This is a genomic window from Sinomonas flava (genome assembly GCF_039531875.1).
GTDB lineage: Bacteria > Actinomycetota > Actinomycetes > Actinomycetales > Micrococcaceae > Sinomonas > Sinomonas flava.
This window is the reverse complement of sequence record NZ_BAAAQW010000003.1, coordinates 706,146-732,439: the sequence shown is the minus strand read 5'-3', so window position 1 is coordinate 732,439 and position 26,294 is coordinate 706,146. Positions and strand designations below refer to the sequence as shown.

Here is a 26,294-nt window from a genome sequence, read left to right as displayed (position 1 = left end):
CAATGTCCGGCGACGAATCCCGCATCGAGTTCTCAAAGCCCCTCACGGCGCACGAGACGACCATCCCCGGCGTCGTCCTGTACGACCTCCCTGTCCACGGCGACAACCGGGGCTGGTTCAAGGAGAACTGGCAGCGTCAGAAGATGGGCGCGCTGGGGCTGCCGGACTTCGCCCCGGTGCAGAACAACGTCTCCTTCAACGCCACTGCCGGGACCACGCGGGGGATCCACGCCGAGCCGTGGGACAAGTACATCTCGGTCGCCACTGGGCGGATCTTCGGCGCGTGGGTGGACCTGCGCCAGGGCCCCACGTTCGGGGCGGTGGCCACTGCCGAGCTGGACCCGTCGCGGGCAGTGTTCGTCCCGCGCGGGGTGGGCAACGCGTTCCAGACCCTCCAGGACGGCACGGCCTACACCTACCTGGTCAACGACCACTGGTCTGCCGAGGCCCAGGGCGAGTACACGTTCTTGAACCTTGCCGACGAGACCGTGGCGATCCCGTGGCCGATCCCGCTGGAGGACGCGGAGCTGTCGGAGAAGGACCGCGCCCACCCGCGGTTGGCCGACGTTGAGCCGATGCGGCCGAAGAAGGTCCTCGTGCTCGGCGCCGGAGGCCAGCTCGGCAAGGCACTCCGCAATGCGTACGGAGCCGATGACTCACCTGCCGCTGTCGATTTCGCCTCTCGCTCCGAGTTCGACCTCGCCGACCCGGACTCGTACGCCTCGCGGGACTGGTCCCAGTACTCCACGATCATCAACGCCGCCGCCTACACCGCCGTCGACAAGGCAGAGACGCCCGAGGGGCGCCGGGACGCGTGGGCGGTCAACGCCGCCGCGGTGGCGAAGCTGGCCAGGGTCGCGGCCGAGCACCGGATCACCCTGGTCAACGTCTCCAGCGACTACGTCTTCGACGGCACCGTGGCAGTGCATGCGGAGGATGAGCCGTTCTCGCCACTGGGGGTGTACGGGCAGTCCAAGGCGGCGGGGGACGCCGCGGTGGGCGCCTTGCCGAGGCACTACACAGTGCGCACGTCCTGGGTGATCGGAGACGGGGACAACTTCGTGCGCACCATGGCACGCCTAGCTGCTCGCGAGGTGAACCCGGCGGTGGTGGATGACCAGTTTGGCCGGCCCACCTTCACCGAGGACCTCGCGGCGGCCATCCGCTACCTCCTCGACACCCGGGCTCCGTACGGGACCTACAACCTCAGCTGCTCGGGGGAGGTGGCCAGTTGGGCCGACGTTGCCGCCGAGGTGTTCGCCGTCCTCGGACGCCACCCCGGGGACATCCAGCGCACCACCACCGCCGCCTACTTCGCCGACAAGCCCGGCGCCGCTCCCAGGCCGCTGAACTCTGCGCTGGACCTGCGCAAGATCGAGGCCACCGGCTTCATCCCCCACCGCTGGGAAGACCGACTCCGCACCTATCTCGGGGCCGACGATCAGGTACGAGTCCCTCAAGGTCGCTGAACGCAGGGCGGGCCAGCACGCGCTGGCCCCGCCCGTTCACAACAGCAGCATGCCCACCGTGTTCTCGCCCGCGTGCGTCACCTCAGCGAGCCACGGGAACAGGAACCGCACCATCAGGAACAGCGCCGCCGCCACGAGCAGCAGGCTGGTGAGGATGCGCAGCCACAGCGGGCCGGGGAGGTTCCGGAAGATCCAGGCGTACATCGTCAGCCTTTCTGGGCGGCGGCCACGGTGGCGGCGATCTCGGGCGGGGGACCGGCCGACGTCGGGCGCCAGGAGTCGAGCGTCGAGTAGGCGATGAACCGCTCCGTCGAGCCGTAGCGCGGGTGGCAGGTGGTCAGGGTCAGGAGGCTCTCCGTCGGCTTCGCGCCCGGCTTGTGCGGCACGGGCAGCAGGACGTCGAGGGCGTCCGGGAGCACGATTTCGCCGCTGCGGAACACGTACGTGTAGTACGCGTCCTTGGTCTGCAGGTAGATCTTGTCACCGGGCTCCAGCAGATCGATGTTGTCCAGCACCGCGCCGTGCGTCTGGCGGTGGCCGGCGAGGGCGAAGTTCCCCGGCGCACCGGGCATCGAGGTGGACCCGTAGTGGCCCAGCCCGAGCGTGTCCAGGACGTCCCGGCCCGTGCCCTCGAGCACCGGCCGCGCATACGCCTCCCCGAACCGCGGGATGTACATCACGCCGATCACGCCCAGATTGCCCGGCTGCTCAGGGACCGGCGCCGGCCCGTCGCCGGGCTTCGGCGCCGCCGTGGCGGTGGGGGAGGGGGCGGGGTCCGGCGTGGCCGCGTCTTGGACGAACTCGCGGACCACGGCGCCCTGGCGGGCGTCGGCCTCGACGTTCGTCCACCACAGCTGCCACACCACGAAGAGCACGATGATCGCCCCGACCGTGCAGACCAGCTCCCCGACCACCTGCAGGGCGAAGAGCCCCCCGCGGGCGGGAGGGCGCGGGGCACGGCGGCGCCGTCGGAGCGCAGTTCCAGAAGAGCCGGAGTCAGTACTCGCGTCTGTCTCCGTGGGCGCGGCTGGCAACGGATCCCCCTTCGTTCGCCGGTCCAAAGCAGAATACCAATCCGGGATACAGTTCCTTCATCGCATCCGATCCGGCCGGGCACCGCACCGCCCCGCCGCTCTCGTCCTTGGGGGACTCCTTGGTCACTGCCGACCCGCGCTCCGGCGCGCCCGCACGCCTGCGGCGACTCGCCGCCGTCGTGCTCTCTGCCATCCTCGCCGCGGTGCTCCTGGCACCCGCCGCCCACGCCGCGGACACGCTGGAATTCCCCGCGTACACGCCGCAGATCAACGAGGAGCGGGTCCCCGGGCTGCGGCTCTTCCTCGGGAACCCCACCACGTGGCCGGCCGGCACGGACCTCACCTACCAGTGGTCCAGCAACGGCCAGCCGATCCCCGGCGCCACCAATCCGGACTACGGGCTCGGGCTCCCCGAGGTGGGCACGAACCTCACCCTCGCCGTCTCCGCCACCGCGCCGGGCTACCAGCCCGCGCAGTTCACCAGCGCCCCCTACGGACCCGCTGCCCGCACCGTCCTGGTCCCGCGGGTCGTCATGGCCGGCAACGCCGCCCTCGGCGGGAGCATCCGCCCCGAGTTCGGCTCGCCGGTGCCCCCCTCGGTCATCCCCGACGGCGGTACCCCCACCTACACCTACGCGTGGAAGCGCGACGGCGCGCCCATCCCCGGGGCGGTCCAGCCCCAGTACACCGTGACCGCCGACGACGTGGCCCACCTCCTCAGCGTCGACTTCACCCTCTCCTACGACGGCGGCCTCTCCAGCAAGACCGTCACGACGCCCGCCGTCCGGGCCAGGGCCGCGGCCCAGACGAGTGGCTTCGACGCCGACGGCAGGGCCGACGTCTTCGCCCGCACCGCCGACGGCACGCTCATGCTCTACCCGGGCAACGGCGCCGGGGGCTGGCTCCCCGCCCGCGCGGTCGGCTGGGGCTGGGGCGGGTTCGACAAGCTCCTCGCCCCCGGCGACTTCGACGGCGACGGCGCCACCGACGTCCTCGCGCGCGACGCCGCCGGGCGGCTCTTCCTCTACGCCGGCAACGGCGCGGGCGGCTGGAAGGGCAGCCGGCAGGTCGGCGCGGGCTGGCAGGGCATGAAGGACATCGTCGGCGCCGGCGACTTCACCGGCGACGGCTTCAACGACGTCCTCGCCCGCACCGCGCAGAACACCATCGTCGTGTACCCGGGGGACGGGCGCGGCGGCTGGCTCGCCCCGGCCACCGTCGGCTGGGGCTGGGACGGCCTGGACCAGCTCACCGCCGTGGACATGGACGGCGACTTCAAGACGGACCTCGTGGCCCGCGACCAGCAGGGCAGCCTGCGGCTCTTCCGCGGCGACGGCGCCGGCGGGTTCATGAACGTCAGCGCGCAGACGATCGGCACCGGCTGGAGCTTCTCGCGAATCGGCACCGTGGGCGACTTCACCGGCGACGGAGACCCGGACGTGTTCGCGGTCGACGCCGGCGGGAGCCTCTCGATGTACCTCACCAACGCGACGGCCAAGGGCCGCAGCCTGGCGGAGGGCTACTGGAAGGGCGCCTCGAAGGTCGGCTGGGGCTGGGGCGGGTTCACGGCCGTCTTCTGAGCTGGAGGGGACTCCTTGGTCACTGTCGACCCGCGCTCCGGCGCGCCATCGCGCGCGAGGCGGCTCAGCGCCGTCGTGCGCTCAGCGCTCACCGCGGCACTGCTGCTTGCAGCGAGCCTCGTCGCGCTGGCCGTTGGGCCAGCCGCCGCCGACGGGACAGCAGTCCCGGCACTCACGTCCGTGGTCGGCCCGGGAGCAAGCCTCAAGCCCGGCGAGATCGCGCAGACACGCTTCACCCTCTCGGCGCCCGCCCAGAGGGTGCGGTTCGTGTACGCCAACGAGGAGGGCAACGCCGGGTATTCGCTCGAATGGACGGGAACCCCCACGGGCTCGGGCCCGCTGGAGGCCGTGGCCAGCGGCACCGTCCAGGCCCACCACTGGAGCGGCGCCTACACGCTGCACAGCGTCATCATCGAATTCCGTGACGGGCAGGCCACCGTGTGGATCTATCGCAACGGTGAGACTGACGTCTTCGGCGTCCCCGGCGTGACTGAGGTGGCCCCGATCGCGCTCGAGCCTGGCGACTACTCGGTCGACAACCCAGACAGGATCCTCGCCGACCACGTGTCCCCGCCCACCCCGACCCTGGTCAACCAGTACGAGCCGCACTTCCCCTATCTCAAGGCCGAGATGGGCGCCTGGCCGCCCTACACGCTGTTCAACTACACGTGGCTGCGGGACGGCGTGCCGATCGAGAGCCGCAGCGGGAACACGTATGCGTTCGAACCCTCCCGGGATGCTGGGGCCATGATCAGCGTGCAGGTCACCGCGCGGACCCCGGGCTACCGCGAGGTCGTGGTCACCTCCGCAGGCTTCGGCCCCATGCCGCGGCCTGTTTCGGCGCCGCAGATCCGCATCGCGGGGACCCCTGCGGCGGGCAAGGACCTGTACCCCGATTTCACCAGCCCGGAACCCGTCACCGTCACACCGGCCGGCGGGGAGGCCGTCTACAGCTACATCTGGAAGCGGGACGGCGTGGTTGTGCCCGGAGCGACCACCGCCCGGTACACCGTGGCTCCCGAGGACAGGCTGCACACGCTGTCGGTTGAGGTCACCATCTCCTTCGGCCCCAGCGCCGCGACGACCAGGTCCGCGCAGCGGGTGGTCCCGGCCGTCCACCGCTCCCAGGGGTTCGACCTCGACGGGAACGCCGACGTGTTCGCCCGCACCGCCGCGGGCGAGCTCATGCTCTACCCCGGCGACGGCCGGGGCGGGTGGCTTGCCCCGCGCCTGATCGGCACGGGGTGGAACGCCTTCGACGCCGTGCTCGCCCCTGGCTCCTTCGACAACTCCGGCAGCGGGGACGTCATTGCGCGCGACGCCGCCGGCCGGCTTCTCCTGTACGCCGGCAACGGGCGGGGCGGCTGGGAGATGCCCTACTTCAACGGCGACGGCCGCGTGAACACCCAGATTGGCCAGGGCTGGGACATCTTCGACTCGATCGTGCCCGCTGGCGACTTCAACGGCGACGGCACCAACGACCTCCTGGCCCGCACCCGTTCCGGTGACCTGGTGCTCTACCCGGGCGACGACGGAGTCGGCTTCCTGCCTCCGCGCACCGTGGGGTGGGGATGGCGCGGCCTCGACCAGATCATCGCACCCGGTGACGTGAACGGCGACGGCGCCAATGACGTCCTCGCCCGTGACGCGTCCGGCGCGCTGCGCCTGTACGCCGGCGACGGCAAAGGCGGTTTCGCCCCGGGCACCGGGACAGCCATCGGCTGGGGCTGGAGCGGCATGAAGCGTATTGGCACCGCCGGGGACTTCGACTCGGACGGCAAGCCGGACGTCTTCGGGATCGACGACGCGGGCCGGCTCACCATGTACTTCGGCAACGGTGCGTCCGGCTGGAAGGGCGCCGCGACCATCGGTTGGGGCTGGGGCGGGTTCACGGCCGTCTTCTGAGCAGCCGACTTCTGACCTGCGGCCGCCGGGAGGGGTTCCCGCCTGCGGGGTGACGGGTCAACCGGGGTTTGACCCGTCACCCCGCAGGAGGACACATGTTTCCCGGAGCCGCGGCGACGTCAGGCCCAAAGTCCCATCCCTCCGAGGCCCGCGGTGGGATACGGTCGGCGCGACAGGGACGTCCCGGTCGGAGAGCAGTCTCCGCCGGCTGCCTAGTGGGGGGCTTCGCATGAACCTTGTACCGCGCCCAGCTGCATCCGCCTCAGCCGCAGCCGCGAGGCTCAGGCGGGCGGCCGCCGTCGTACTCGCCGCCGTGGTGGGCGCGAGCCTCGTGCTCCCCGCCGGACCGGCCGCGGCGACGACGACGCCCACTCCCACACCAACCCCGACGCCGAGCGCCTCGGCGCCCGCGTCCGTCATCACCGTCACCGGCGACACGACCGCGGACACGTACCTGTGCGCGGTGGTGCCCTGGACCACCGCCGGGCGCGCACACTACACGTGGTCCCTCGACGGGGCGTCCATCGCGGACCTCGACAACCGCTGCTACTGGCGCGACCCGAAGAACGACTCCGGCAGGCTCCTCAGCGTCACCGCCGACGAGGTCACCGACACCGGCACCGAGCACGGCGCCTCCGCCCAGGTCGGGCCCCTGGCCACCAGGATCACCGTCCCGCGGATGGCGGTGATCGGCCAGCCCGACGCCGGATCCAAGCTCTGGCCCGAGTTCCCCGGGAACCCCCAGCCTGCCCCCACCGCAGTGCCCGCGACGACGCCGCCGCTGCCGCTCACGTACGCCTACGCGTGGACGCGCGACGGCACCGCGATCCCCGGTGGCACGGGTGCCGTCTACACGGTCACGTCCGAGGACCGCGGCCACCGCCTCGAGGTCACCGTCACCGTGAGCACCTACGGCTCCTCCGCCGCGGCGGCCGCGGGCGTCCTCGTTCCCGCCACCCGCCGGGGCGCCGGGTTCAACGCCGACGGCACGGCGGACGTGTTCGCACGCAACGCCGCCGGCGACCTCCTCCTGTACCCCGGAGACGGGCGCGGCGGCTGGCTCGCCCCGCAGACCATCGGCTGGGGCTGGGGCGGCTTCAACCTCCTCCTGGCGCCCGGGGACTTCGACGGCGACGGGTTCACCGACGTGATGGGCCGCGACGACCAGGGGCGCCTGTACCTGTACCAGGGCAACGGCAGCGGCGGATGGAAGAACGCCGTGCAGGTCGGCCAGGGGTGGCAGGGCTTCACCGCCATCATCGCCCCGGGGGACTTCAACGGGGACGGCACCAACGACCTCCTCGCCCGCGACCCCGACGGCGCCCTCTGGCTCTACCCGGGCAACGGGCGCGGGGGCTGGCTCGAGCCCTCCGTGGTGGGCCTCGGATGGCAGGCCCTGCACCACATCACCTCCGCCGACGACTTCAGCGGCGACCACGCCCCGGACGTCTTCGGCGTCGACTACCTCAACGGCCAGGGCCCCCTGCGGCTCTACCTCGGGGCCGGCGACGGGGGGTTCCGCACCGCGGCTCCGACCACGGTCGGCTGGGGCTGGTGGGACCTGAAGACGGTCGGTGCGCCCGGGGACTTCAACGGCGACGGCGACGTGGACCTCTTCGCCATCGACTCCGCCGGCCAGCTCACCATGTACTGGGGAGCCGGCACCGATATGACGCGCTACGACGCGGCGGCCCGCTTCAAGGGCCAGGCCACAATCGGCTGGGGCTGGGGCGGGATGACGGCGGTCTTCTGACGGGGCCGCTCGCCCTTCTGACGGGGCCGCTCGCCCTTCTGACGGGGCCGCTCGCCGCGGGGGGGCTGGCGGACGACGGCGGGGGCTCGGTGGCGGGGCGGGTCACCACTTTCGGGGTGACGGGTCAGACGCGGTTTGACCCGTCACCGCGCAGGAGGAAGGGTGCTGTCCGTGACCGCCGATTCGAACTCCGAGCAGGAGCCCGGCCTGGCCGCGCTCTTCGCACTGCTCAGCACGAGCATCCCCGGCATCCCCGAGGGGCTCCACTACCCGCGCCAGCTGCGGCGGATTGCGGGCGTCGCGGGCGTCCCGATCGAGCCCGAGTACGACCTCGACGCCTACCTCGCCGACCTCCGGAAGCGGCTGTACGGCGCGGACGCCGGGGACGCGGCGGGGGAGGGGGAGTCAGCGGACGCCGAGAGGGAGGACGAGGGCGCCGCCGCCGCACAGTGGGGGATGCTCTGCCCCTCGCCCGTCGAGGCCGACGTGGAGCCGGTGGCGGACCTCCGCGACGGCCTCGCCGCGGCACTCGCGGAACCGGACGGCGCGCGGCGGGCGGAGATGCTCAACGAGATGAGCCGGCAGTACGGGCTCTTCCCGGCGGTCGACGACGAGGGCAGGCCCCGGGTCCTTCCCACGAGGGTCGACGTGGTCTCCTGCCTCGCCGCCGTGCTCGTCCCGGCGGCCATGCTGCTCGCCCCGGCGGAGCGGCGTGAGCGGATGCGCACGTGCGCGGACCTCGAATGCGGGACGCTGTTCCTGGACCGCACGCACTCCGCCCGCCGGCGCTACTGCTCCGCGAAGTGCACCTCGCGGGCGAGCACCCGGCGGCATCGGGAACGCCGTGCCGGGACCGCGACGGAGGGGCGTGGGCTCGGGCCAGGCTGAGCGCGCTACGGCTGGCCGTTGACGGTGGCGATGGACACCATGGTCCAGTTGCCGAAGGTCATGACCGACTGGGTCGCGAGGTGCTCCGCGCCGGCGTCCTGGCGGTGGCCGTGGAAGAAGCGGTGCAGGTGGCCGTGGACGCTCGAGCCGACCACGAAGCCGCGGCCGTTCGTGCCGTCCACGCCGCGGCGCTCCTTGTCCCAGTCGATCATCGTGTACTCGGCCGAGGTCCCGCCCTCAAGCGGACGGCTCAGGATCACGATCCTGTGGTCCGGCGAGACCGCGCGGACGTTGAAGGGCTGGGGGCCGGCGTCGTGGAACACCACCTTGTCCCCGAGGGAGAGGACACGGAAATCCATCGTCGTCCTCCTGCTAGAACGAGTGCGTGCCGATCAAGCGTAAGCGCTTACACCCGCGCAGTCCCTATGTTTCATCGCGCACAGGAAATGTGACGCAGATCACCACCAGGGCTAGTGGCAGATGCCCTTCGGGGGCTGGGCGCCTGATTCCTCGGCGGCTTCGCAGAACTTATCCTTCGCCCCGGCGGACAGCTTCCCCCACCCGACGTTCTGCACGACGCTCTGCTCGACGGGGAGGGGCGCCGGATCCGGGACGGCGACAGGTGCGGGCTCCGGCGCGGGGACGGGCGCGGCGACCGGGGCGGGTGCCGGTGCCGGTGCCGGTTCGGGCGCCGGGGCAGCCGGCTGCACAGCCGCCGCTGCCACGGCGTCGGGGGCAGGCTCGGCGGGGGCGGGAGACGCCTCCGGCGGGGCCGGCTTGATGTCGGCCGCCGCGGGGAGCGGCCGGGCGGGGGAGACCGAGGCCGCGACCGGCGCGGGGTTCGCGGAGAGCTCGCCCACAGCACGGTCCGAGACCTTGTGCGCCGCGGCGACGCGGGCCGAGTAGGCCCCCTGGGCCTGCGCGGCGAGCGAGGCCGCGGAGGCGCCCAGTGTCATGAGCGCCACGGCGGCTGCGACGACGAGGGGGCGCCGGGTGCGTTCGTCGCCTGCCAGCACGGCCAGCGGAACCGCCGCCAGCACCACGAGCCCGGAGGCGAAGGCGATCTTCGGAGCGAGGACGAAGAGGACCAGCAGCAGCGCGGCCACCCCCACGACGCCCAGCCAGAGACCCAGGCGCACGGGCGCCGGAGCGTCGACCTCCTCGAACTCGAAATCGAAATCGACTGCTGTGGCCATGTCAGAGCCTTTCCCTCCTGTGACGCCTCACGCTGTGGACCGGCGGAGACCCGGGACAGTCCAAGCCCATCACTGAACCCGGACCTGTTCACCCTGAACTGTCGATGCCGTCCATTATCGTCCTACCCATGACGACGGGTGGATACGCAGGAACGGATTCTTTCGGGACAGATTCCTTCTGGGGGGCCCAGCCTACGGCGCGCGGGACCCGCTTCGCCCTCGCGACCGCCCCCGAGGCCGAGAGGGTGGAGCTCTGCCTCGTCGACGCGGACGGCCGGCAGCGGACCGTGGACCTCACCCGGGCCGGAACGGGCGACGGCGGCGACGTCCGCTGGGAGACGACCGTTCCCGACGTGCGGCCCGGCCAGCTCTACGGCTACCGCGTCCACGGCCCCTGGGAGCCGTCCCGCGGGCTGCGCTTCAACCCGTCCAAGATCCTCCAGGACCCGCGCGCGCTCGCCGTCTCCGGCCGCAACGAGTGGGGCCAGGAGATGCACGCCTACCGGTTCGGCGACCCCGCGACCATGGACACCTCGGACTCGCTGGGCCACAGCATGCTGTGCGTGGTCGTGGACCACGGCGAGTACGACTGGGAGGGCGACGCCCCTCCCCGCACCCCGTACAACGAGACCGTCATCTATGAGGCCCACCTCAAGGGGCTCACGCAGCTCCATCCCGAGGTTCCCGAAGCGCTCCGCGGGACGTACGCGGGAGCCGCCCACCCCGCCGTCGTGCGTCACCTCGCCGAGCTGGGGGTGACCGCGCTCGAGCTCATGCCCGTGCACCAGTTCGTCAACGACGGCAGCCTGCGCGAGAAGGGCCTGGTGAACTACTGGGGCTACAACACCATCGGGTTCTTCGCCCCGCACTCCTTCTACTCGTCCCTTGGGGACCGCGGGCAGCAGATCTACGAGTTCAAGGAGCTCGTCAAGGCCTACCATCGGGCGGGCATCGAGGTCATCCTCGACGTCGTCTACAACCACACGGCGGAGGGGAACCACCTCGGGCCGCAGCTGAGCTTCCGCGGGCTCGACAACGCGGCGTACTACCACCTGGTTCCGGGAGACGAGTTCCACTACACCGACTACACCGGCACCGGGAACTCCCTCAACGTGGGGAACCCGCTGGCGCTGTCGCTCGTGATCGACTCCCTGCGATATTGGGTCACGGAGATGCACGTGGACGGGTTCCGGTTCGACCTCGCGACCGTGCTGGCGCGCGAGGAGGGGGACGTGGACATGGTCTCCCCGTTCTTCGAACTCGTGGCGAAGGACCCGGTCCTCTCCCGCGTCAAGCTGATCGCCGAGCCGTGGGACATCGGCCCGGGCGGGTACCAGGTGGGCAACTTCCCCGCCCGCTGGACCGAGTGGAACGGGCGGTTCCGGGACTGCGTGCGCGACTTCTGGCGCGGCGAGCCGGGCACGCTCCGCGAGCTCGCGATGCGCGTCACCGGCTCCGCCGACCTCTACCAGGACGACGGCCGCAAGCCCAGCGCGTCCATTAACTTCGTCACGGCGCACGACGGCTTCACGCTGCGGGACCTCGTCTCCTACAACGACAAGCACAACGAGGCCAACGGGGAGGGCAACCGCGACGGGGAGAGCATGAACCGCTCCTGGAACTGCGGCGCCGAGGGCCCCACGGACGACCCGGGGGTGCTCGAGCTGCGCGCGCGGCAGCAGCGCAACCTGCTCCTGACCCTCGTGCTCGCCCAGGGCGTGCCGATGATCAGCCACGGCGACGAGCTCGGGCGCACCCAGGGCGGCAACAACAACGCCTACTGCCAGGACAACGAGACCACCTGGATCGACTGGGAGCACGCGGACACGGAGCTGCTCGACTTCACGCGGCGCCTGGTGCGGCTGCGCGCCGACCACCCCGTCTTCCGGCGCCGGCGCTTCTTCGACGGCTGCGCCGTGGACCCGGCCGACGGCGACGCCCTGCCGGACATCGTCTGGCTCGACGCCGACGGGACCGCCATGGGGCCCGAGGACTGGGACAAGGACTGGGCCCGGTCCCTCGCGGCGTTCCTCAACGGCAACGCCGTCCCCGGGACCGGACGGCACGGCTCCGGTGGGGACTCGGACTTCCTCGTGATCCTCAACGCCGCGGCCAACGACGTCGAGTACCGGATCCCGGGCGGGGACTTCCCGTCCAAGTGGTCCACGGTCCTGACCACGTGCGCACACCACCTCGTGGGGGAGACCACCGCGGCGGGCGAGGACTTTATCGTGCCGGCACGCAGCGCCGTCGTCCTCGAGGAGGTCGCGCGGAGGTAGGGCCGGGCCCTGCGGGTGGCCGCTACGGGTGGCCGCTACGGGTGGGCCGCGGGGTCGATCGTGTCGACGGCCTCGCGCATGCGGGTCAGGAAGGCCAGGACGGTCTTGGCCTCGTCCTCGCTGAGGGACCGGGCCACCTCGATCATGCGCTCGTGCATGCTGCCCAGAGTCTGGCGGACCTCCTGGTCCGAGCCGGGGGTTGGCCGGAGGATGAGCGCGCGCCGGTCCGTCGGGTGCGGCTCGCGGGTCACGTGGCCGCTGCGGACGAGGCGGTCCACGAGGCTCGTCATCGACGCCGAGGTGATCCCGAGGCGCCCCCGGAGGTCCTTCGGGCTCACAGAGACGCCGCGGGCCTGCGCCTCCAGCAGGTACCGCAGCGCCAGCAGGTCCGTCTCGCCCATGGACATGGCCTCTCGGGTGCGCCGCCGCATCGCGGACTCGGAGGCCCGGTAGTCGCGCAGCGCGTTGAGCACCGCGACGGGCAGAGATCCGCGCGGCGGGTCCTGCTCGTACCAGTAGCCCCCGGTGTGAGGCGTCTCCATCCGGGCTCCCTTCGGATAGCTAGAAGAGCTAGCTAATCATACGCGGGCTGCGGAGCGCCCCGGATCGGTGCGGTTAGACAACAATCCGAGAGTTGGATATAAGTAAGTAGCTTGACACGCTACTAAATAATCTAACTAGCGATGGGATCCGATGATGCTTGAGTCCGCTGCCACCGTCCATGTCCTCGCGACCCCGTCCCGGATCAGCGCGGGGAGCGGAGCGCCCTTCCACTGCCAGGCCCCGATGCGGCTCGTCTCGGAACCCGTGGCGCCCGGATCCGCCCTCGGAAGAGGCCTGCTCGAGTGGCGCTGCGCCTGCGGGCTGCGGATGGACGCAGGGATGATTCCCCTCGCGTTCACCGGTCAAACCAGCGTGCTGGAAGCCTCCGCCGCGTGAGCAGAGCGGTCACATACACTCGCTAAGATGCCCACACGGCCAACCGCGGCCGCACAGCAAGGAGCTGATTCATGGAGAAGGACATCTGGCCTGGCACCGCCTACCCGCTTGGCGCCACCTTCGATGGAACGGGCACGAACTTCGCCCTGTTCAGTGAGGGCGCAGAGTCGGTGGAGCTGTGCCTGTTCAGTGCCCGGCGCAAGGAGACGCGCGTGCGCATGACCGAGGTGGACGGGTTCGTGTGGCACTGCTACCTCCCGCAGGTCCAGCCCGGACAGCTCTACGGCTACCGCGTCCACGGCCCCTACGACCCGGACAGCGGGGCCCGCTTCAACCCCAAGAAGCTGCTCCTGGACCCCTACGCGAAGGCGGTCATGGGCCAGCCCGAGTGGGCCCAGCCGCTCTTCTCGTACAACTTCGGCGACCCGCGCAGCCGCAACGACGAGGACTCGGCCAAGCACCAGATGCTCGGCGTCGTGACCAACCCGTTCTTCGACTGGCAGGGCGACGCGCAGCTGCGCATCCCGTACCACCGCACGGTCATCTACGAGGCCCACGTCAAGGGCCTCACCGAACTCCACCCCGACGTCCCGGACGAGCTCCGCGGAACCTACGCCGGCGTCGCGCATCCGGCGGTGGTCAACCACCTCACCAAGCTCGGAGTGACCGCGATCGAGCTCATGCCCGTCCACCAGTTCGTGGACGACAGCACGCTGCAGGACAAGGGCCTGCACAACTACTGGGGCTACAACACGATCGGCTTCTTCGCCCCGCACGCCGGCTACTCCTCGAGCGGGGACACGGGCCAGCAGGTGCAGGAGTTCAAGGCCATGGTCCGGACCCTCCACCGCGCGGGCATCGAGGTGATCCTCGACGTCGTCTACAACCACACGGCAGAGGGCAACCACCTGGGCCCCACGCTGTCCTTCCGTGGCATCGACAACGCCGCGTACTACCGGCTCGTCGAGGACGACCAGCAGTACTACATGGACTACACGGGCACCGGCAACTCGCTCAACGTGCGCCACCCGCACTCGCTGCAGCTCATCATGGACTCGCTGCGGTACTGGGTCACCGAGATGCACGTGGACGGGTTCCGGTTCGACCTCGCCGCGACCCTGGCGCGCGAGTTCTACGACGTGGACAGGCTCTCGAGCTTCTTCGAAATCATCCAGCAGGACCCGGTCATCTCCCAGGTCAAGCTCATCGCCGAGCCGTGGGACGTGGGCCCCGGCGGCTACCAGGTGGGCAACTTCCCGCCGCAGTGGACCGAGTGGAACGGCAAGTACCGCGACACCGTGCGGGACTTCTGGCGCGGGGAGCCCGCCACGCTCGGCGAGTTCGCCTCGCGCCTGACCGGCTCCGCGGACCTCTACCAGCACAACGGCCGCCGCCCTGTGGCGTCCATCAACTTCGTCACCGCCCACGACGGCTTCACCCTGCGGGACCTCGTCTCCTACAACGAGAAGCACAACGACGCCAACGGCGAGGACAACAACGACGGCGAGAGCCACAACCGCTCCTGGAACTGCGGGGCCGAAGGCCCCACGGACGACCCGGCGGTGCTCGAGCTGCGCGCCCGCCAGCAGCGCAACTTCATCGCCACGCTCCTGCTCTCCCAGGGCGTGCCGATGATCGCCCACGGGGACGAGCTCGGCCGCACCCAGCAGGGCAACAACAACGTCTACTGCCAGGACAACGAGCTCTCCTGGCTCGACTGGAAGAGCTCGGACAACCCCCTCATCGAATTCACCGCGGCCGTGACCCGGCTGCGCGCCGAACACCCGACCTTCCGGCGCAGCCGCTTCTTCGACGGCAGGCCCGTGCGCCGCGGAGAGGGCCAGCCGCTGCCGGACATCGAGTGGATCCGGGCCGACGGCGAGCCCATGGTCCCGGAGGACTGGGACAGCGCACTGGGCCGCAGCGTCGGCGTGTTCCTCAACGGCCACGGGATCCGCGGCCAAGACCTCTACGGCCGCCCCATCACCGACGCGCACTTCCTCATGTACTTCAACGCCGATGACTCGGACGTGGACTTCCACCTCCCCGGCCAGGAGTACGCGCCCGGATGGGACATGCTCCTGGACACCTCCGGGCAGTCAGCGGGCGATGCCGAGATCAAGGCCGAGGCCGTGCTGACAGTGGCTGCCAAGAGCATGGCGGTGCTGCGCGCGCACGAGCCCGTCGCGGAGGAAGTGGACCACTCGGTGGCGGCATCCCTCGCCGCCCAGGCCGGATCGTCGACGTCGAACCAGCCCTCGACCAGCGCCAGCGGGACGTAGCCGCGTGCCGACCAGCGAAGGAACGCGATGAAGACCCCCGCCTCGACCTACCGCCTCCAGATCCGCCCCGGCTTCACGCTCAACGACGCCGCGGACCTGGTGCCCTACCTCCACTCCCTCGGCGTGGACTGGCTCTACCTGTCCCCGCTGCTGGAGTCCGTGGGCTCCTCGGAGCACGGCTACGACGTCTCCGGCCCCTACCGGGTGGACCGGGAACGGGGCGGGCGCGAGGGCCTCGCGGCCGCCGCCGCGGCGGCGCACCACGCCGGCCTGGGCGTCCTCGTGGACATCGTGCCGAACCACTTCGGCGTCGCGTCCCCCGAGGAGAACCCGTGGTGGTGGTCGCTCCTGAGGGAGGGGCGCTCCTCGCGCTATGCGGACGCGTTCGACGTCGACTGGGACGCCGGCGGCGGGAAGGTGCTCCTGCCGGTGCTGGGCAGCGCCGAGGACCTCGACCTGCTCGCGATCGAGGGCAACAGGCTGCGCTACTACGAGCACCTGTACCCGCTCGCGCCGGGCTCGTGGACCGAGGGCGACTCCGCCCAGGAGGTGCACGAGCGGCAGCACTACCGGCTCATCCCGTGGCGCGAGGCGGACACGAAGCTGAACTACCGGCGCTTCTTCGCCGTGAACAGCCTCGCCGGGGTGCGGGTCGAGGTGCCGTGGGTGTTCGAGCAGAGCCACGCCGAGGTGAGGCGGTGGATCGAGGAGGGGCTCGTCGACGGGCTGCGGATCGACCACCCGGATGGGCTCTTCGACCCCGCCGAGTACCTCGTCCGCCTGCGGGAGCTCTCGGGCGGCGCGTACACGCTCGTGGAGAAGATCCTCGAGGACGGTGAGGAGCTGCCCGAGGACTTCGAGTGCGAGGGCACCACCGGCTACGACGCCCTGGGCCTCATCGACCGGGTCTTCGTGGACCCGGCGGGGGAGGCGCCGCTGACAGACCTCGACACCAAGCTCCGCGGCGAGGCCGCCGACTACGCCGCCATGATCCATGGCACCAAGCGGTGGATGGCGGACGGCCTCCTCAACGCCGAGATCCGCCGGCTCGCGCGGCTGGCCGCGGTCCCGGCCGCAGCGGTTGAGCGCAGCGAAGCGGAGTCGAAACCCCTCGGCCTCGACACGGCGACGGTGGTTGAGCGCAGCGAAGCGGAGTCGAAACCCCTCGGCCTCGACACGGCGACGGTGGTTGAGCGCAGCGAAGCGGAGTCGAAACCCCTCGGCATCGACACGGCGACGGTGGTTGAGCGCAGCGAAGCGGAGTCGAAACCCCTCGGCATCGACACGCTCGCCGACGCGCTCGCCGAGATCGCCGCCCAGTTCCCCGTCTACCGGACGTACTTGGCCCCCGGGCGCACCGGCGCCGGGGACGCAGGCGAGCACGACGCCGCCGTGCTGGCGCGCGCGTGCGAGCAGGCCGCCGTCGTGCGCCCCGACCTCGCCGCGACGGTCGAGGGGCTCGCCCCGCGGCTCGCCGACCCGGGCGAGGAACTGTCCCGGCGCTTCCAGCAGACCACCGGCATGATCATGGCCAAGGCCGTCGAGGACACCGCGTTCTACCGCTACTCGCGCCTCGGCACGCTCACCGAGGTGGGCGGCGACCCGACCCGGTTCGCGCTCCCGCCAGCGGAGTTCCACGCGGCCGCCGCCGAGCGCGAGCGCCGCCAGCCGCACTCCATGACGACCCTCACGACCCACGACACGAAGCGCAGCGAGGACACCCGCGCCCGCATCACGGTCCTCGCCGAGCTCGCCGACGAGTGGGCCGCACTGCTGCCGCGGCTCATCGCGGCGACCCCGGATGCCGCCGCCGTGGACGGCCCCCTCGCGAACCTGCTGTGGCAGGCGGTCCTCGGCGCGTGGCCGGCGGACCGCGAGCGGCTCCTGCAGTACGCGGAGAAGGCCGCGCGCGAGGCCGGGGTGCACACGCTCTGGACCGACCCGAACCAGGAGTTCGAAGACGGCCTGCGCGCGCTCGTCGACGCCGCCACCGAGCCCGGCGAGGCGCACACCCTCCTCGCGGAGTTCGCGGACCGGATCGCGCTGTTCGGCGCCTCCAACGGCCTCTCCGCCAAGCTCGTCCAGCTCGCCATGCCCGGCGTCGCGGACGTCTACCAGGGCACCGAGTTCTGGGACCGGTCCCTGTGCGACCCGGACAACCGCCGCGAGGTCGACTTCGCCGCCCGCGCCGAGGCCCTCGCCGCGCTCGACGCCGGCGCGCCCGTGATCTCGCCCCTCGCCGAGGAGGCCAAGCTCCTCGTCGTGTCCCGGACCCTGCGGCTGCGCCGCGACCGGCCGGAGCTCTTCTCGGGCTACGCGCCCGTCGAGGCGTCCGGCCCCGCCGCAGCGCACCTGTTCGGCTTCCGGCGGGGGGAGCGCGGCGTCGTCGCCCTCACCACGCGCCTGCCGGCCGGGCTCGCCGCTGCGGGCGGCTGGGGCACGACGACGGTGCGGCTCGCCCGAGATGCGCGCTGCGCGTTCACCGGCGAGCTCTTCGAGGCCGGCGAGGTGCCGGTCGCAGACATCCTGCGCGCCCTCCCGGTCGCGCTGCTCGTCCCGGAGGAGGCCCACCATGACTGAGCGGGGCGCAGGGGAGTCCACGGTGGTTGAGCGGAGCGCAGCGGAGTCCACGGTGGTTGAGCGGAGCGCAGCGGAGTCGACGGTGGTTGAGCGGAGCGCAGGGGAGTCCACGGTGGTTGAGCGGAGCGCAGCGGAGTCCACGGTGGTTGAGCGGAGCGCAGCGGAGTCGAAACCCCCGCTTGGCAGCGTCTGGGCCCCGGCCCCGGAAGACCTCGAGCTCGTGCTCGGCGACGAGCGGATCGAGCTCGAGCCCGTCCCGACCGGCCCGGCCAAGGAGTCCGACCCGACGGGCGGCCCCGGCTCCGGCTGGTGGGCCCCGCCCGCCGCGGACCGGGACCGGGTGGCCCGGGCTCTGGCGGCGGGGGAGCGCTACGGCTACATCGTCGACGGGGCCGGACCCTTCCCCGACCCCCGCTCCCGGCGCCAGCCCGAGGGCGTCCACGCCCTCTCGGCGGGCTTCGACCCCCACGCGCACGAGTGGGCCGACGAGGGCTGGGCCGGGCGCGAGCTCGCCGGCTCGGTCGTGTACGAGCTGCACGTCGGCACCTTCACCCCCGAGGGCACGCTCGACGCCGCGGCCGCCCGGCTGCCGTACCTGGCCGAGCTCGGGGTCGGCTTCGTGGAGCTCCTGCCGGTGAACGGGTTCAACGGCCCCTACAACTGGGGCTACGACGGGGTCCTCTGGTACACCGTCCACGAGGGCTACGGGGGCCCAGCTGCCTACCAGCGGTTCGTCGACGCGGCGCACGCGGCGGGGATCGCCGTCGTGCAGGACGTCGTGTACAACCACCTCGGCCCGAGCGGGAACTACCTGCCCCAGTACGGGCCCTACCTCGTCCCGGGCGCGGCGACCGGGTGGGGGGACGCGGTGAACCTCGACTCCGCCGCCTCCGACGAGGTGCGTGCCTTCATCCTGGGCAACGCCCGCATGTGGCTCGAGGACTACCGGGTGGACGCGCTCAGGCTCGACGCGGTCCACGCGTTCGTGGACCGGCGCGCCCTGACGCTGCTCGAGGAGCTGCAGCTGCTGGCCGAGGACATCGAGGCGCGGACCGGGCGCCGCAAGGTGCTCATCGCCGAGTCCGACATGAACAACCCGCGCCTGCTCGAGCCCCGGCCCGCCGGCTACGGGCTCGGCGCCCAGTGGAGCGACGACTACCACCACGCCCTGCATGTCGCCCTGACCGGGGAGACGTCCGGCTACTACGAGGACTTCGCCGACCCCGACGCGCTGCCGAAGGTGCTGCGGGGCGGGTTCTACCACGACGGGTCGTACTCCAGCTTCCGCGGCAGGGTGCACGGGCGCCCCGTCGACCCCTCGCTCGTGGACGCCGCGCAGCTCGTGGTCTGCAGCCAGAACCATGACCAGGTGGGCAACCGCGCCACCGGCGACCGCCCCAGCGCGACCCTGTCCCGCGACGGGCTCGCCGTGGCGGCCGTGCTGACGCTCGCCTCGCCGTTCACGCCCATGCTGTTCATGGGGGAGGAGTACGGGGCCACGACCCCGTGGCAGTTCTTCACCTCCCACCCCGAGCCAGAGCTCGCCGAGGCCACCCGCAAGGGCCGCATCGAGGAGTTCGCGCGCATGGGCTGGGACCCGGCGCTCGTGCCGGACCCCCAGGACCCTGCCACGCGGGAGCGGTCCGTCCTGGACTGGGCCGAGGCCGAGGCCCCCGAGGGGGCGCGCATGCTGGACCTCTACCGCAGGCTCATTGCAGTGCGCGCGGAGCTGCCCGGGCTGTGGCAGGGGCGGCTCGACGAGACCGAGGTGACCTCCGGACGGGGAGAGGCCGGCGCAGGCGACGTGGACGGTGGGGCCCGGTGGGTCGCGTGGCGGCGGCCGGGCGCCATGGTGTGCATCGGCTTCGGGCCGGGGCCCGTCGAGATCCCGCTGCCCGCAGGCGCGCAGGCGCAGATTGCCGTCGCGACCAGCGAGGACTGCTCCGTCGAGGCGACGCACGACGGCGGCGCAGCCGTCCGCCTGGCTGGCCTCGCCGCCGTCGTGCTCGCCCTCCCTCCTTCCGTCTAGGGGTCACCTCCTGGAGGTCACCTCCTGAAGGTCACTTCCTGAAGGTCAGCTCCTGAAGGTCACGTCCTGCGGGTCCGGATCAGGCCGAGACGGACTTCTGTCCGCCGGCCGCGCCCTGGTCCCCTTGGCGCTCGCCGAGGTCCTGCGGGGCGGCGTCGCCACTCCGGTGGCCCATCACCTTCATGTCGCCGCCCTGGTCGGTCGCGACGGGGATACGGCGCGGTCGGGCTCGTTCGGAGACGGGGATGGTCACCGCGAGGACGCCGTTGCTGTAGTTCGCGGTGATGTTCTCCGTGTCGATGCCCTGGCCGAGGGTCAGCTGGCGCAAAAAAGTGCCGCCCTCGCGTTCCCGCGCAATCCAGGCCACGCCCTCGCGCCCGCGGACCGTCCGTTCCGCGCGGATCGTGAGGAGCTGGCCGTCGACGTCGATGTCGACGGACCCCGGGTCGATCCCGGGCAGGTCGGCGTGGACGATGTAGTGGTCGCCCTCGCGGAAGAGGTCGATCGGCATGAGCCTCATGCCGCTGCGCTGCCCGAGCAGGGCCGTGGCGAAGCGGTCGAGCTCGCGGATCGGGTCGAAGTCAGCCATGGGAATCACTCCTCAGGTCTGCCCCAACGGGCGTGTTGTCTCTCCTTGTCTTCGGTGTCGGGCACGCTCCCGACACACACTTATTTAGCACTCTCACCCAGCGAGTGCCAAGACCTTTTCGGGGGATTTTCCGGATAGGGCGGGGAAAGCGCTGGGCACGCGAAGAGGGACCGCACCCAGCGGGTGCGGCCCCTCTCCACGGGATGGGGGACTAGGCGCGGCGCCTCGTGACGAGGCCCCAGATGAGCAGGACCACGAGGGATCCGATGATCGCGGTGATCCAGGCGCTCAGGCTCCAGAAGGAGTTCATGAGGTCCTGCTTGAAGATCATGCCGCCGATCCAGCCGCCGAGCAGTGCGCCGACGACTCCGAGGAGGAGGGTGGCAAGCCAGCCGCCGCCCTGCTTGCCCGGCAGGATGGCCTTGGCGATAGCGCCGGCGATGAGGCCGAGGATGAGGAAACCGATGAAGCTCATGTCAACTCCTTGTGTGGTGCGATCATGTCCGGTGCTTGCATGGTGCCCAAGCTTCCTCAGTACTAACACCGATGCCGCACGCCGTCACGACCCGAGAGCGCGCCTTCACCACATCTTTACTCGGCTTCGGTTCGGTAACGTAGCGGTCATTGGCGCCGACCGGGAGGGGAAGACCGCGTGGAACGCTGCGCACTCATCGTGAACCCGAGCAAGGCCGGGGCGGAGCCGCTCACCGCGGACTTCCGCGGCCGGTGCGAGGCCGAGGGCTACGAGCCGCTCGTCCTCGAGACGACGGTCGAGGACCCGGGCGGGGGCATGGCGCGGGAGGCCCTCGAGCGCGGGGCGGGGCTCGTCGTCGTGGGCGGCGGGGACGGGACGGTGCGTGCGGCGGCCGGCGAGCTCGCCGGAAGCGGTGTCCCGCTCGCCGTCGTGCCTCTGGGGACCGGCAACCTGCTCTGCCGCAACCTCGGGATCCCCGTGGACGACCCCGGCACGGCGCTCGACGCCGCCTTCGGGACGGCCACCCGGGACGTGGACGTGGCCTGGGCGAAGGTGGACGACGGCGACGAGCTCGCCTTCGCAGTGATGGCCGGGATGGGCCTCGACGCGACCATCATGGCGAACACGAACGACGACCTGAAGGCCAAGGCGGGCTGGTTCGCCTACATCGTCGCGGCGGCGCAGACGATCGTCGGGGACTCGTACCTCATCAAGGTCTACGTCGACGGCAAGCTCGAGCTCCAGCGTCGCCAGCGCGGCGTCATGATCGGCAACTGCGGGAAGATCCAGGGCGACGTCGAGGTCTTCCCCGGCGCCACCGTGGACGACGGAATCCTCGACGTCCTCGCCGTCGCGCCGAGCGGAGTGGTCGGCTGGTTCCGGGTGGCCAGCTCGCTCCTGTCCCGCTGGCGGCGCCACACGCCCCCGGACCTCGGGCACTACACCGGCAAGACCATCCACGTCGCCGCGTCCCGTCCCCACGACATCCAGATCGACGGCGACCACCTGGGCACTGGGAGGACGCTCGCCGTGCGGGTGGACCCCCGGGCGCTCACGGTGCGGATTCCGGCCTAGGACGCCCGCCGGACGCTGCGGCTAGGATCGTGGACTGTGACGTACACCGCAGCGGCTGACCGCTACCCCTCAATGCAGTACCGGCGCGTGGGCCGCAGCGGCCTCAAGCTCCCGGCCATCTCCCTGGGCCTCTGGCACAACTTCGGGGACGACAAGCCCTTCGAGGTGCAGCGCGACATCCTCCGACGGGCCTTCGACCTCGGCGTGACCCACTTCGACCTCGCCAACAACTACGGCCCGCCCCCGGGAAGCGCTGAGCGGAACTTCGGCCGGCACCTCCGCGAGGACTTCCGGCCGTATCGGGACGAGCTCGTCATCTCGACCAAGGCCGGCTACCTCATGTGGGACGGGCCCTACGGCGAGTGGGGCTCGCGGAAGTACCTCATCTCGAGCCTCGACGCGTCGCTCGCCCGGATGGGCCTGGAGTACGTGGACATCTTCTACAGCCACCGCTTCGACCCGGAGACGCCCCTCGAGGAGACGATGGGCGCCCTGGACTACGCCGTGCGCTCGGGGCGCGCCTTGTACGCCGGCATCTCCTCCTACTCGCCGGAGAAAACGCTCGAGGCCGCGGCGATCCTGAAGGACCTCGGCACGCCCCTGCTCATCCACCAGCCGCGCTACTCGATGCTGGACCGCTGGACCGAGCAGGGGAGCCCCGACCTGTACCAGGCCCTCGACCAGGCCGGCGCCGGATCCATCGTCTACAGCCCGCTCGCGCAGGGCCGGCTCACCGACCGCTACTTCGCGGGCATCCCCGAGGGATCCCGCGCCTCGCAGGAGCACTTCCTGACGACGGCCCAGACTGAGGAGAGCCTCGGCACCGCCCGGAAGCTCAACGACCTCGCGGCCGAGCGCGGGCAGACGCTCGCGCAGATGGCCATCTCGTGGGTCCTGCGCCCGCGGCCCAACGGCGCGCCGCCGGTCACGTCGGCGCTCATCGGGGCGTCGTCGGTCCGGCAGCTCGAGGACAGCCTCGGCGCCCTGCGCACCCTCTCGTTCAGCACCGAGGAGCTGGACCGCATCGACGCGATCCTGGCGGCCTGACCTCCCGGAGGTGACCCCCAGGAGGTGACCCCCCGGAGGTGACCCCCAGAGGGAAGGGGGTCAGCCGATGCGCTTGCCGATGTTGACGCCCATGGACGTCTTGAGCCCGGCCGAGGACGCGCTGTCCCCGGTGCCTCGCGAGGCGGCGGAGGTGCCGTACTTCCGGCCGAACAGGAAGTAGGCGATCGGGCCGAGGGTGTTCACAAACGACCCGAGAACCCACGCGACCTTGGGCCCGTTGACCTGGTCCGCCGGGCGCTTCTTGAGGTCCCGCAGGGCTGCGGCCTGGAGCGCGATCTGGATGACCGCGCCGACCACCACCCCGAAGCGCTGTCCGCCGGAAAGCTCACTCCACTTCTTCTTGCGTGCCATGCGGCCAGTGTAGGCAGGTGACACACGGGCTGGGGAAGGGCGCCGCGCCGTTAGGATGGCTGTGCTCTGGCGTCGCAGCAGCGCCGCTGGGCCCAGTGAACGCAAGGAGTGACGTGTCAGAGAAGAAGATCCGTGTTGCCATCGTGGGCGTGGGGAACTGCGCCGCCTCCCTCGTGCAGGGCGTGCACTACTACCGGGACGCCGACCCGGCGGGCACCGTCCCCGGCCTCATGCACGTCGAGTTCGGCGACTACCACGTGGGCGACCTCGAGTTCGTCGCCGCGTTCGACGTGGACGGCAAGAAGGTCGGCTTCGACCTGGCCGACGCTATCGTCTCGAGCGAGAACAACACGATCAAGATCGCGGACGTGCCCCCCACGGGCGTGACCGTCCAGCGCGGCCACACCCTCGACGGACTGGGCCGCTACTACCGCGAGACCATCGAGGAGTCCGCCGAGGAGCCGGTCGACGTCGTCGCGGCGCTGCGCGAGGCCCGCGTGGACGTCATGGTCTGCTACCTGCCGGTCGGCTCCGAGCAGGCCGCGAAGTTCTACGCACAGTGCGCGATCGACGCGCACGTCGCGTTCGTCAACGCGCTGCCCGTGTTCATCGCCGGCACGCCGGAGTGGGCCGAGAAGTTCCGCGCGGCCGGGGTGCCGATCGTGGGCGACGACATCAAGAGCCAGATCGGCGCGACGATCACCCACCGCGTCCTCGCGAAGCTGTTCGAGGACCGCGGCGTGACGGTGGACCGCACGTACCAGCTCAACGTCGGCGGCAACATGGACTTCAAGAACATGCTCGAGCGCGACCGCCTCGAGTCGAAGAAGGTCTCCAAGACCCAGGCCGTGACCTCCAATGTCGAGGCCGAGCTCGCCGCCCGCGACGTGCACATCGGCCCCTCGGACTACGTCCAGTGGCTCGACGACCGCAAGTGGGCGTTCGTGCGCCTCGAGGGCCGCAACTTCGGCGACGCGCCTGTCTCGCTCGAGTACAAGCTCGAGGTCTGGGACTCGCCCAACTCCGCGGGCGTCATCATCGACGCCGTCCGCGCGGCCAAGATCGGCCTCGACCGCGGGATCGGCGGGCCGCTCACGTCCCCGAGCGCGTACTTCATGAAGTCCCCGCCCGTGCAGAAGAACGACGACGCGGCGCGCGCCGACGTCGAGGCCTTCATCCGGGGCGAGCTCGAGCGCTGACGCCCCCCGCGCACGACGGCGGGTGCCCGGCCCGCGGCGGCGGCGCACCCGCCGTCGTGCGCTCTTCTGACGACCCCTTGTGTCCTCGCCGCAGCAGGCGTAGACCGTTGGTGTCAGGGGCCGACCGGCGGGGCGCGGGAGGCGCGGTCGGCCATGGCTTGGTCTCGGATGGAACCCCCTCAGGAGGGGACATGTCCACCCCAGCCTTCAACGCGCTCCGCGAGAGCGTCCGCGGCGCCGTGATCGAGCCCGATGACGAGGGCTACGAGGCCGCCCGGCACGTGTTCAACGGGATGGTCGACAAACATCCCGCCGCGGTCCTGCGCGTCGCGCAGACTGCCGACGTGATCACCGCGGTGCGGTTCGCGCGCGACGCAGGGCTCGACCTCGCCATCCGGGGCGGCGGCCACAGCGCACCCGGCTTCGGAACGGTCGACGACGGACTCGTCCTCGACTTCTCCGTACGCCGCGGCGTCTGGGTCGACCCGCAGGAGAAGCGTGCCCGGGCAGAGGCCGGGGCGACGTGGGGCGACTACAACCACGCCACGCACGCCTTCGGGCTCGCGAGCACCGGCGGCATCCTCAGCACCACCGGCGTCGCCGGGCTCACACTCGGCGGCGGGATCGGCTACCTGGCACGCAAGCACGGGCTCGCCTGCGACAACCTCCTCTCCGCGGACGTGGTCCTCGCCGACGGCCGGTTCGTCCGGGCCAGCGCGGAATCCGAGCCGGACCTGTTCTGGGCCCTGCGCGGCGGTGGCGGCAACTTCGGCGTGGTGACCTCGTTCGAGTTCGCGCTGCATGATGTCGACACCGTCCACGTGGGCATCGTCGCGTTCCCCGCCGCCGAGGGCATCGCCGTCGGGGAGTTCTACCGCGACTGGATCGCGTCCCAGCCCGAGGAGTTCGGCGCGTTCTTCGCCTACCACCAGGCGCCGCCGGTCCCGTTCATCCCCGAGGAGTGGCACGGCCGGCACGTGGCGCTGATCGTGGGGATGTGGACCGGGGACCTCGCCGAGGGGGAGTCGCGGTGGGCCCCTGTGCTCAAGGCAGCGCCGACGGTCGGGTCCCTCGTGGCCCCGATGCCGTACCCGTTCCTCAACGCCGCGTTCGACGCCGCCAACCCGCCGGGCATGCAGGGCTACTGGAAGGCGGACTTCGCGCGCGAGCTCAGCGACGACATCCTGCGCGTGGCCCAGCAGTTCGGATCGACGGTTCCGAGCCTCTCCACCGCCAACCACTTCTACCCGATCGACGGGGCGGTGCAGCGCGTGCCGGCCGGCGCCACCGCGTTCCCCTACCGGGACGTGAACTTCGCGCCCGTCATCGCGGGGGCGTGGGAGGACCCGGCGGACAATGAGGCCAACATCGACTGGGTGCGCCGCTACTGGAGCGCCCTGCACGAGTTCACCGAGCCCGCCGGGTACATCAACTTCCAGGACGCCGACGACCAGGCGCGCATCGAGACGAACTACGGCCCCAGCTTCGCCCGGCTGGCGCAGGTCAAGTCCGTCTACGACCCGGACAACTTCTTCCACATCAACCAGAACATCAAGCCCGCGCACGCGAGCGAAGGCGCGGAGCCGGCGTCGACCGAAGCGGCG

At 71.4% G+C, this 26,294-nt stretch carries 22 protein-coding genes; 14 read left to right on the top strand and 8 right to left on the bottom strand.

Features of this window, described 5'->3' with window-relative positions; all coding sequences use genetic code 11:
- The first annotated feature begins 2 nt into the window (after positions 1–2).
- Positions 3–1,469 carry a sugar nucleotide-binding protein gene (locus tag ABD298_RS06035; protein WP_344299061.1) on the top strand — a complete coding sequence of 489 codons (1,467 nt, stop codon included), beginning with the start codon at positions 3–5 and terminating at the stop codon, positions 1,467–1,469.
- A 36-nt stretch (positions 1,470–1,505) separates the two neighbouring features.
- Here the strand turns inward: ABD298_RS06035 and ABD298_RS06030 are convergent, their stop codons facing one another.
- Together ABD298_RS06030 and ABD298_RS06025 are read right to left on the bottom strand one after the other, a co-directional pair.
- The gene (locus ABD298_RS06030) at positions 1,506–1,673 is read right to left on the bottom strand and encodes a hypothetical protein (RefSeq protein WP_344298737.1); all 168 of its coding nucleotides are present in this window, start codon (positions 1,671–1,673) and stop codon (positions 1,506–1,508) included.
- Positions 1,674–1,675: 2 nt separating this feature from the next.
- On the bottom strand, positions 1,676–2,389 hold the full coding sequence (locus tag ABD298_RS06025) for a class E sortase (protein ID WP_344299060.1): 714 nt from the start codon (positions 2,387–2,389) through the stop codon (positions 1,676–1,678).
- Positions 2,390–2,622: 233 nt separating this feature from the next.
- Here ABD298_RS06025 and ABD298_RS06020 point away from each other — a divergent pair, with 233 nt between their 5' ends.
- From ABD298_RS06020 to ABD298_RS06005, 4 genes are all read left to right on the top strand, one after another.
- A complete protein-coding gene (locus ABD298_RS06020) occupies positions 2,623–4,083 on the top strand; it encodes an FG-GAP repeat domain-containing protein (protein ID WP_344298736.1) in 1,461 nt (486 codons plus the stop codon).
- Positions 4,084–4,098: 15 nt separating this feature from the next.
- A complete protein-coding gene (locus ABD298_RS06015; protein WP_344298735.1) occupies positions 4,099–5,988 on the top strand; it encodes an FG-GAP repeat domain-containing protein in 1,890 nt (629 codons plus the stop codon).
- Positions 5,989–6,217: 229 nt separating this feature from the next.
- Positions 6,218–7,741, top strand: coding sequence for an FG-GAP repeat domain-containing protein (locus tag ABD298_RS06010; protein WP_344298734.1), 1,524 nt, complete (start codon positions 6,218–6,220; stop codon positions 7,739–7,741).
- 171 nt (positions 7,742–7,912) lie between these two features.
- Complete coding sequence (locus ABD298_RS06005; protein WP_344298733.1) at positions 7,913–8,629, top strand: CGNR zinc finger domain-containing protein; 717 nt, start codon at positions 7,913–7,915, stop codon at positions 8,627–8,629.
- Positions 8,630–8,634: 5 nt separating this feature from the next.
- On the opposite strand, the gene ABD298_RS06000 is transcribed toward ABD298_RS06005, so the two are convergent.
- Positions 8,635–8,988: a hypothetical protein gene (locus ABD298_RS06000; RefSeq protein ID WP_344298732.1), complete on the bottom strand. Its 354-nt coding sequence runs from the start codon at positions 8,986–8,988 to the stop codon at positions 8,635–8,637.
- Between the two features lie 111 nt (positions 8,989–9,099).
- The gene (locus ABD298_RS05995; RefSeq protein WP_344298731.1) at positions 9,100–9,825 is read right to left on the bottom strand and encodes a hypothetical protein; all 726 of its coding nucleotides are present in this window, start codon (positions 9,823–9,825) and stop codon (positions 9,100–9,102) included.
- A gap of 128 nt (positions 9,826–9,953) precedes the next feature.
- Here ABD298_RS05995 and glgX (ABD298_RS05990) point away from each other — a divergent pair, with 128 nt between their 5' ends.
- Positions 9,954–12,104 carry a glycogen debranching protein GlgX gene (glgX, locus tag ABD298_RS05990; protein WP_344298730.1) on the top strand — a complete coding sequence of 717 codons (2,151 nt, stop codon included), beginning with the start codon at positions 9,954–9,956 and terminating at the stop codon, positions 12,102–12,104.
- A 35-nt stretch (positions 12,105–12,139) separates the two neighbouring features.
- Here glgX (ABD298_RS05990) and ABD298_RS05985 read toward each other — a convergent pair whose 3' ends face one another.
- On the bottom strand, positions 12,140–12,646 hold the full coding sequence (locus ABD298_RS05985) for a MarR family winged helix-turn-helix transcriptional regulator (protein WP_344298729.1): 507 nt from the start codon (positions 12,644–12,646) through the stop codon (positions 12,140–12,142).
- 154 nt (positions 12,647–12,800) lie between these two features.
- On the opposite strand from ABD298_RS05985, the gene ABD298_RS05980 reads away from it, so the two are divergent.
- The 4 genes from ABD298_RS05980 (at position 12,801) to treZ (ending at position 19,934) form a co-directional block, all read left to right on the top strand.
- Positions 12,801–13,043, top strand: a complete 243-nt coding sequence (locus ABD298_RS05980; RefSeq protein ID WP_344298728.1) for a hypothetical protein — start codon at positions 12,801–12,803, stop codon at positions 13,041–13,043.
- Between the two features lie 71 nt (positions 13,044–13,114).
- Positions 13,115–15,325 carry a glycogen debranching protein GlgX gene (gene glgX, locus ABD298_RS05975; RefSeq protein WP_344298727.1) on the top strand — a complete coding sequence of 737 codons (2,211 nt, stop codon included), beginning with the start codon at positions 13,115–13,117 and terminating at the stop codon, positions 15,323–15,325.
- A gap of 27 nt (positions 15,326–15,352) precedes the next feature.
- Positions 15,353–17,905: a malto-oligosyltrehalose synthase gene (locus ABD298_RS05970; protein ID WP_344298726.1), complete on the top strand. Its 2,553-nt coding sequence runs from the start codon at positions 15,353–15,355 to the stop codon at positions 17,903–17,905.
- Positions 17,898–19,934, top strand: coding sequence for a malto-oligosyltrehalose trehalohydrolase (gene treZ, locus ABD298_RS05965; RefSeq protein WP_344298725.1), 2,037 nt, complete (start codon positions 17,898–17,900; stop codon positions 19,932–19,934). Before ABD298_RS05970 ends, treZ begins: the two co-directional genes overlap by 8 nt.
- A gap of 79 nt (positions 19,935–20,013) precedes the next feature.
- On the opposite strand, the gene ABD298_RS05960 is transcribed toward treZ, so the two are convergent.
- Positions 20,014–20,523, bottom strand: a complete 510-nt coding sequence (locus tag ABD298_RS05960; RefSeq protein ID WP_344298724.1) for an Hsp20/alpha crystallin family protein — start codon at positions 20,521–20,523, stop codon at positions 20,014–20,016.
- Positions 20,524–20,734: 211 nt separating this feature from the next.
- Positions 20,735–20,998: a GlsB/YeaQ/YmgE family stress response membrane protein gene (locus tag ABD298_RS05955; RefSeq protein ID WP_208709711.1), complete on the bottom strand. Its 264-nt coding sequence runs from the start codon at positions 20,996–20,998 to the stop codon at positions 20,735–20,737.
- Between the two features lie 177 nt (positions 20,999–21,175).
- On the opposite strand from ABD298_RS05955, the gene ABD298_RS05950 reads away from it, so the two are divergent.
- On the top strand, positions 21,176–22,072 hold the full coding sequence (locus ABD298_RS05950) for a diacylglycerol/lipid kinase family protein (protein ID WP_344298723.1): 897 nt from the start codon (positions 21,176–21,178) through the stop codon (positions 22,070–22,072).
- Positions 22,073–22,108: 36 nt separating this feature from the next.
- A complete protein-coding gene (locus tag ABD298_RS05945) occupies positions 22,109–23,119 on the top strand; it encodes an aldo/keto reductase (protein ID WP_344298722.1) in 1,011 nt (336 codons plus the stop codon).
- A gap of 60 nt (positions 23,120–23,179) precedes the next feature.
- On the opposite strand, the gene ABD298_RS05940 is transcribed toward ABD298_RS05945, so the two are convergent.
- Positions 23,180–23,491 carry a PLD nuclease N-terminal domain-containing protein gene (locus ABD298_RS05940; protein ID WP_344298721.1) on the bottom strand — a complete coding sequence of 104 codons (312 nt, stop codon included), beginning with the start codon at positions 23,489–23,491 and terminating at the stop codon, positions 23,180–23,182.
- Positions 23,492–23,604: 113 nt separating this feature from the next.
- Here ABD298_RS05940 and ABD298_RS05935 point away from each other — a divergent pair, with 113 nt between their 5' ends.
- Positions 23,605–24,690, top strand: coding sequence for an inositol-3-phosphate synthase (locus tag ABD298_RS05935; RefSeq protein WP_344298720.1), 1,086 nt, complete (start codon positions 23,605–23,607; stop codon positions 24,688–24,690).
- Positions 24,691–24,881: 191 nt separating this feature from the next.
- Positions 24,882–26,294: FAD-binding oxidoreductase (locus ABD298_RS05930; RefSeq protein ID WP_344298719.1), on the top strand; the 1,413-nt coding region annotated here is incomplete at its 3' end.

Bases quoted from the DNA above. Each gene is read 5' to 3' on its own strand.
- ABD298_RS06030 (WP_344298737.1), bottom strand. From the start codon at position 1,673: ATGTACGCCTGGATCTTCCGGAACCTCCCCGGCCCGCTGTGGCTGCGC.
- ABD298_RS05970 (WP_344298726.1), top strand. From the start codon at position 15,353: ATGAAGACCCCCGCCTCGACCTACCGCCTCCAGATCCGCCCCGGCTTC.
- ABD298_RS05940 (WP_344298721.1), bottom strand. From the start codon at position 23,491: ATGGCACGCAAGAAGAAGTGGAGTGAGCTTTCCGGCGGACAGCGCTTC.
- ABD298_RS05955 (WP_208709711.1), bottom strand. From the start codon at position 20,998: ATGAGCTTCATCGGTTTCCTCATCCTCGGCCTCATCGCCGGCGCTATC.
- ABD298_RS06000 (WP_344298732.1), bottom strand. From the start codon at position 8,988: ATGGATTTCCGTGTCCTCTCCCTCGGGGACAAGGTGGTGTTCCACGAC.
- treZ (WP_344298725.1), top strand. From the start codon at position 17,898: ATGACTGAGCGGGGCGCAGGGGAGTCCACGGTGGTTGAGCGGAGCGCA.
- ABD298_RS05980 (WP_344298728.1), top strand. From the start codon at position 12,801: ATGCTTGAGTCCGCTGCCACCGTCCATGTCCTCGCGACCCCGTCCCGG.
- ABD298_RS05960 (WP_344298724.1), bottom strand. From the start codon at position 20,523: ATGGCTGACTTCGACCCGATCCGCGAGCTCGACCGCTTCGCCACGGCC.
- glgX (WP_344298727.1), top strand. From the start codon at position 13,115: ATGGAGAAGGACATCTGGCCTGGCACCGCCTACCCGCTTGGCGCCACC.
- glgX (WP_344298730.1), top strand. From the start codon at position 9,954: ATGACGACGGGTGGATACGCAGGAACGGATTCTTTCGGGACAGATTCC.
- ABD298_RS05985 (WP_344298729.1), bottom strand. From the start codon at position 12,646: ATGGAGACGCCTCACACCGGGGGCTACTGGTACGAGCAGGACCCGCCG.
- ABD298_RS06035 (WP_344299061.1), top strand. From the start codon at position 3: ATGTCCGGCGACGAATCCCGCATCGAGTTCTCAAAGCCCCTCACGGCG.
- ABD298_RS05995 (WP_344298731.1), bottom strand. From the start codon at position 9,825: ATGGCCACAGCAGTCGATTTCGATTTCGAGTTCGAGGAGGTCGACGCT.
- ABD298_RS06010 (WP_344298734.1), top strand. From the start codon at position 6,218: ATGAACCTTGTACCGCGCCCAGCTGCATCCGCCTCAGCCGCAGCCGCG.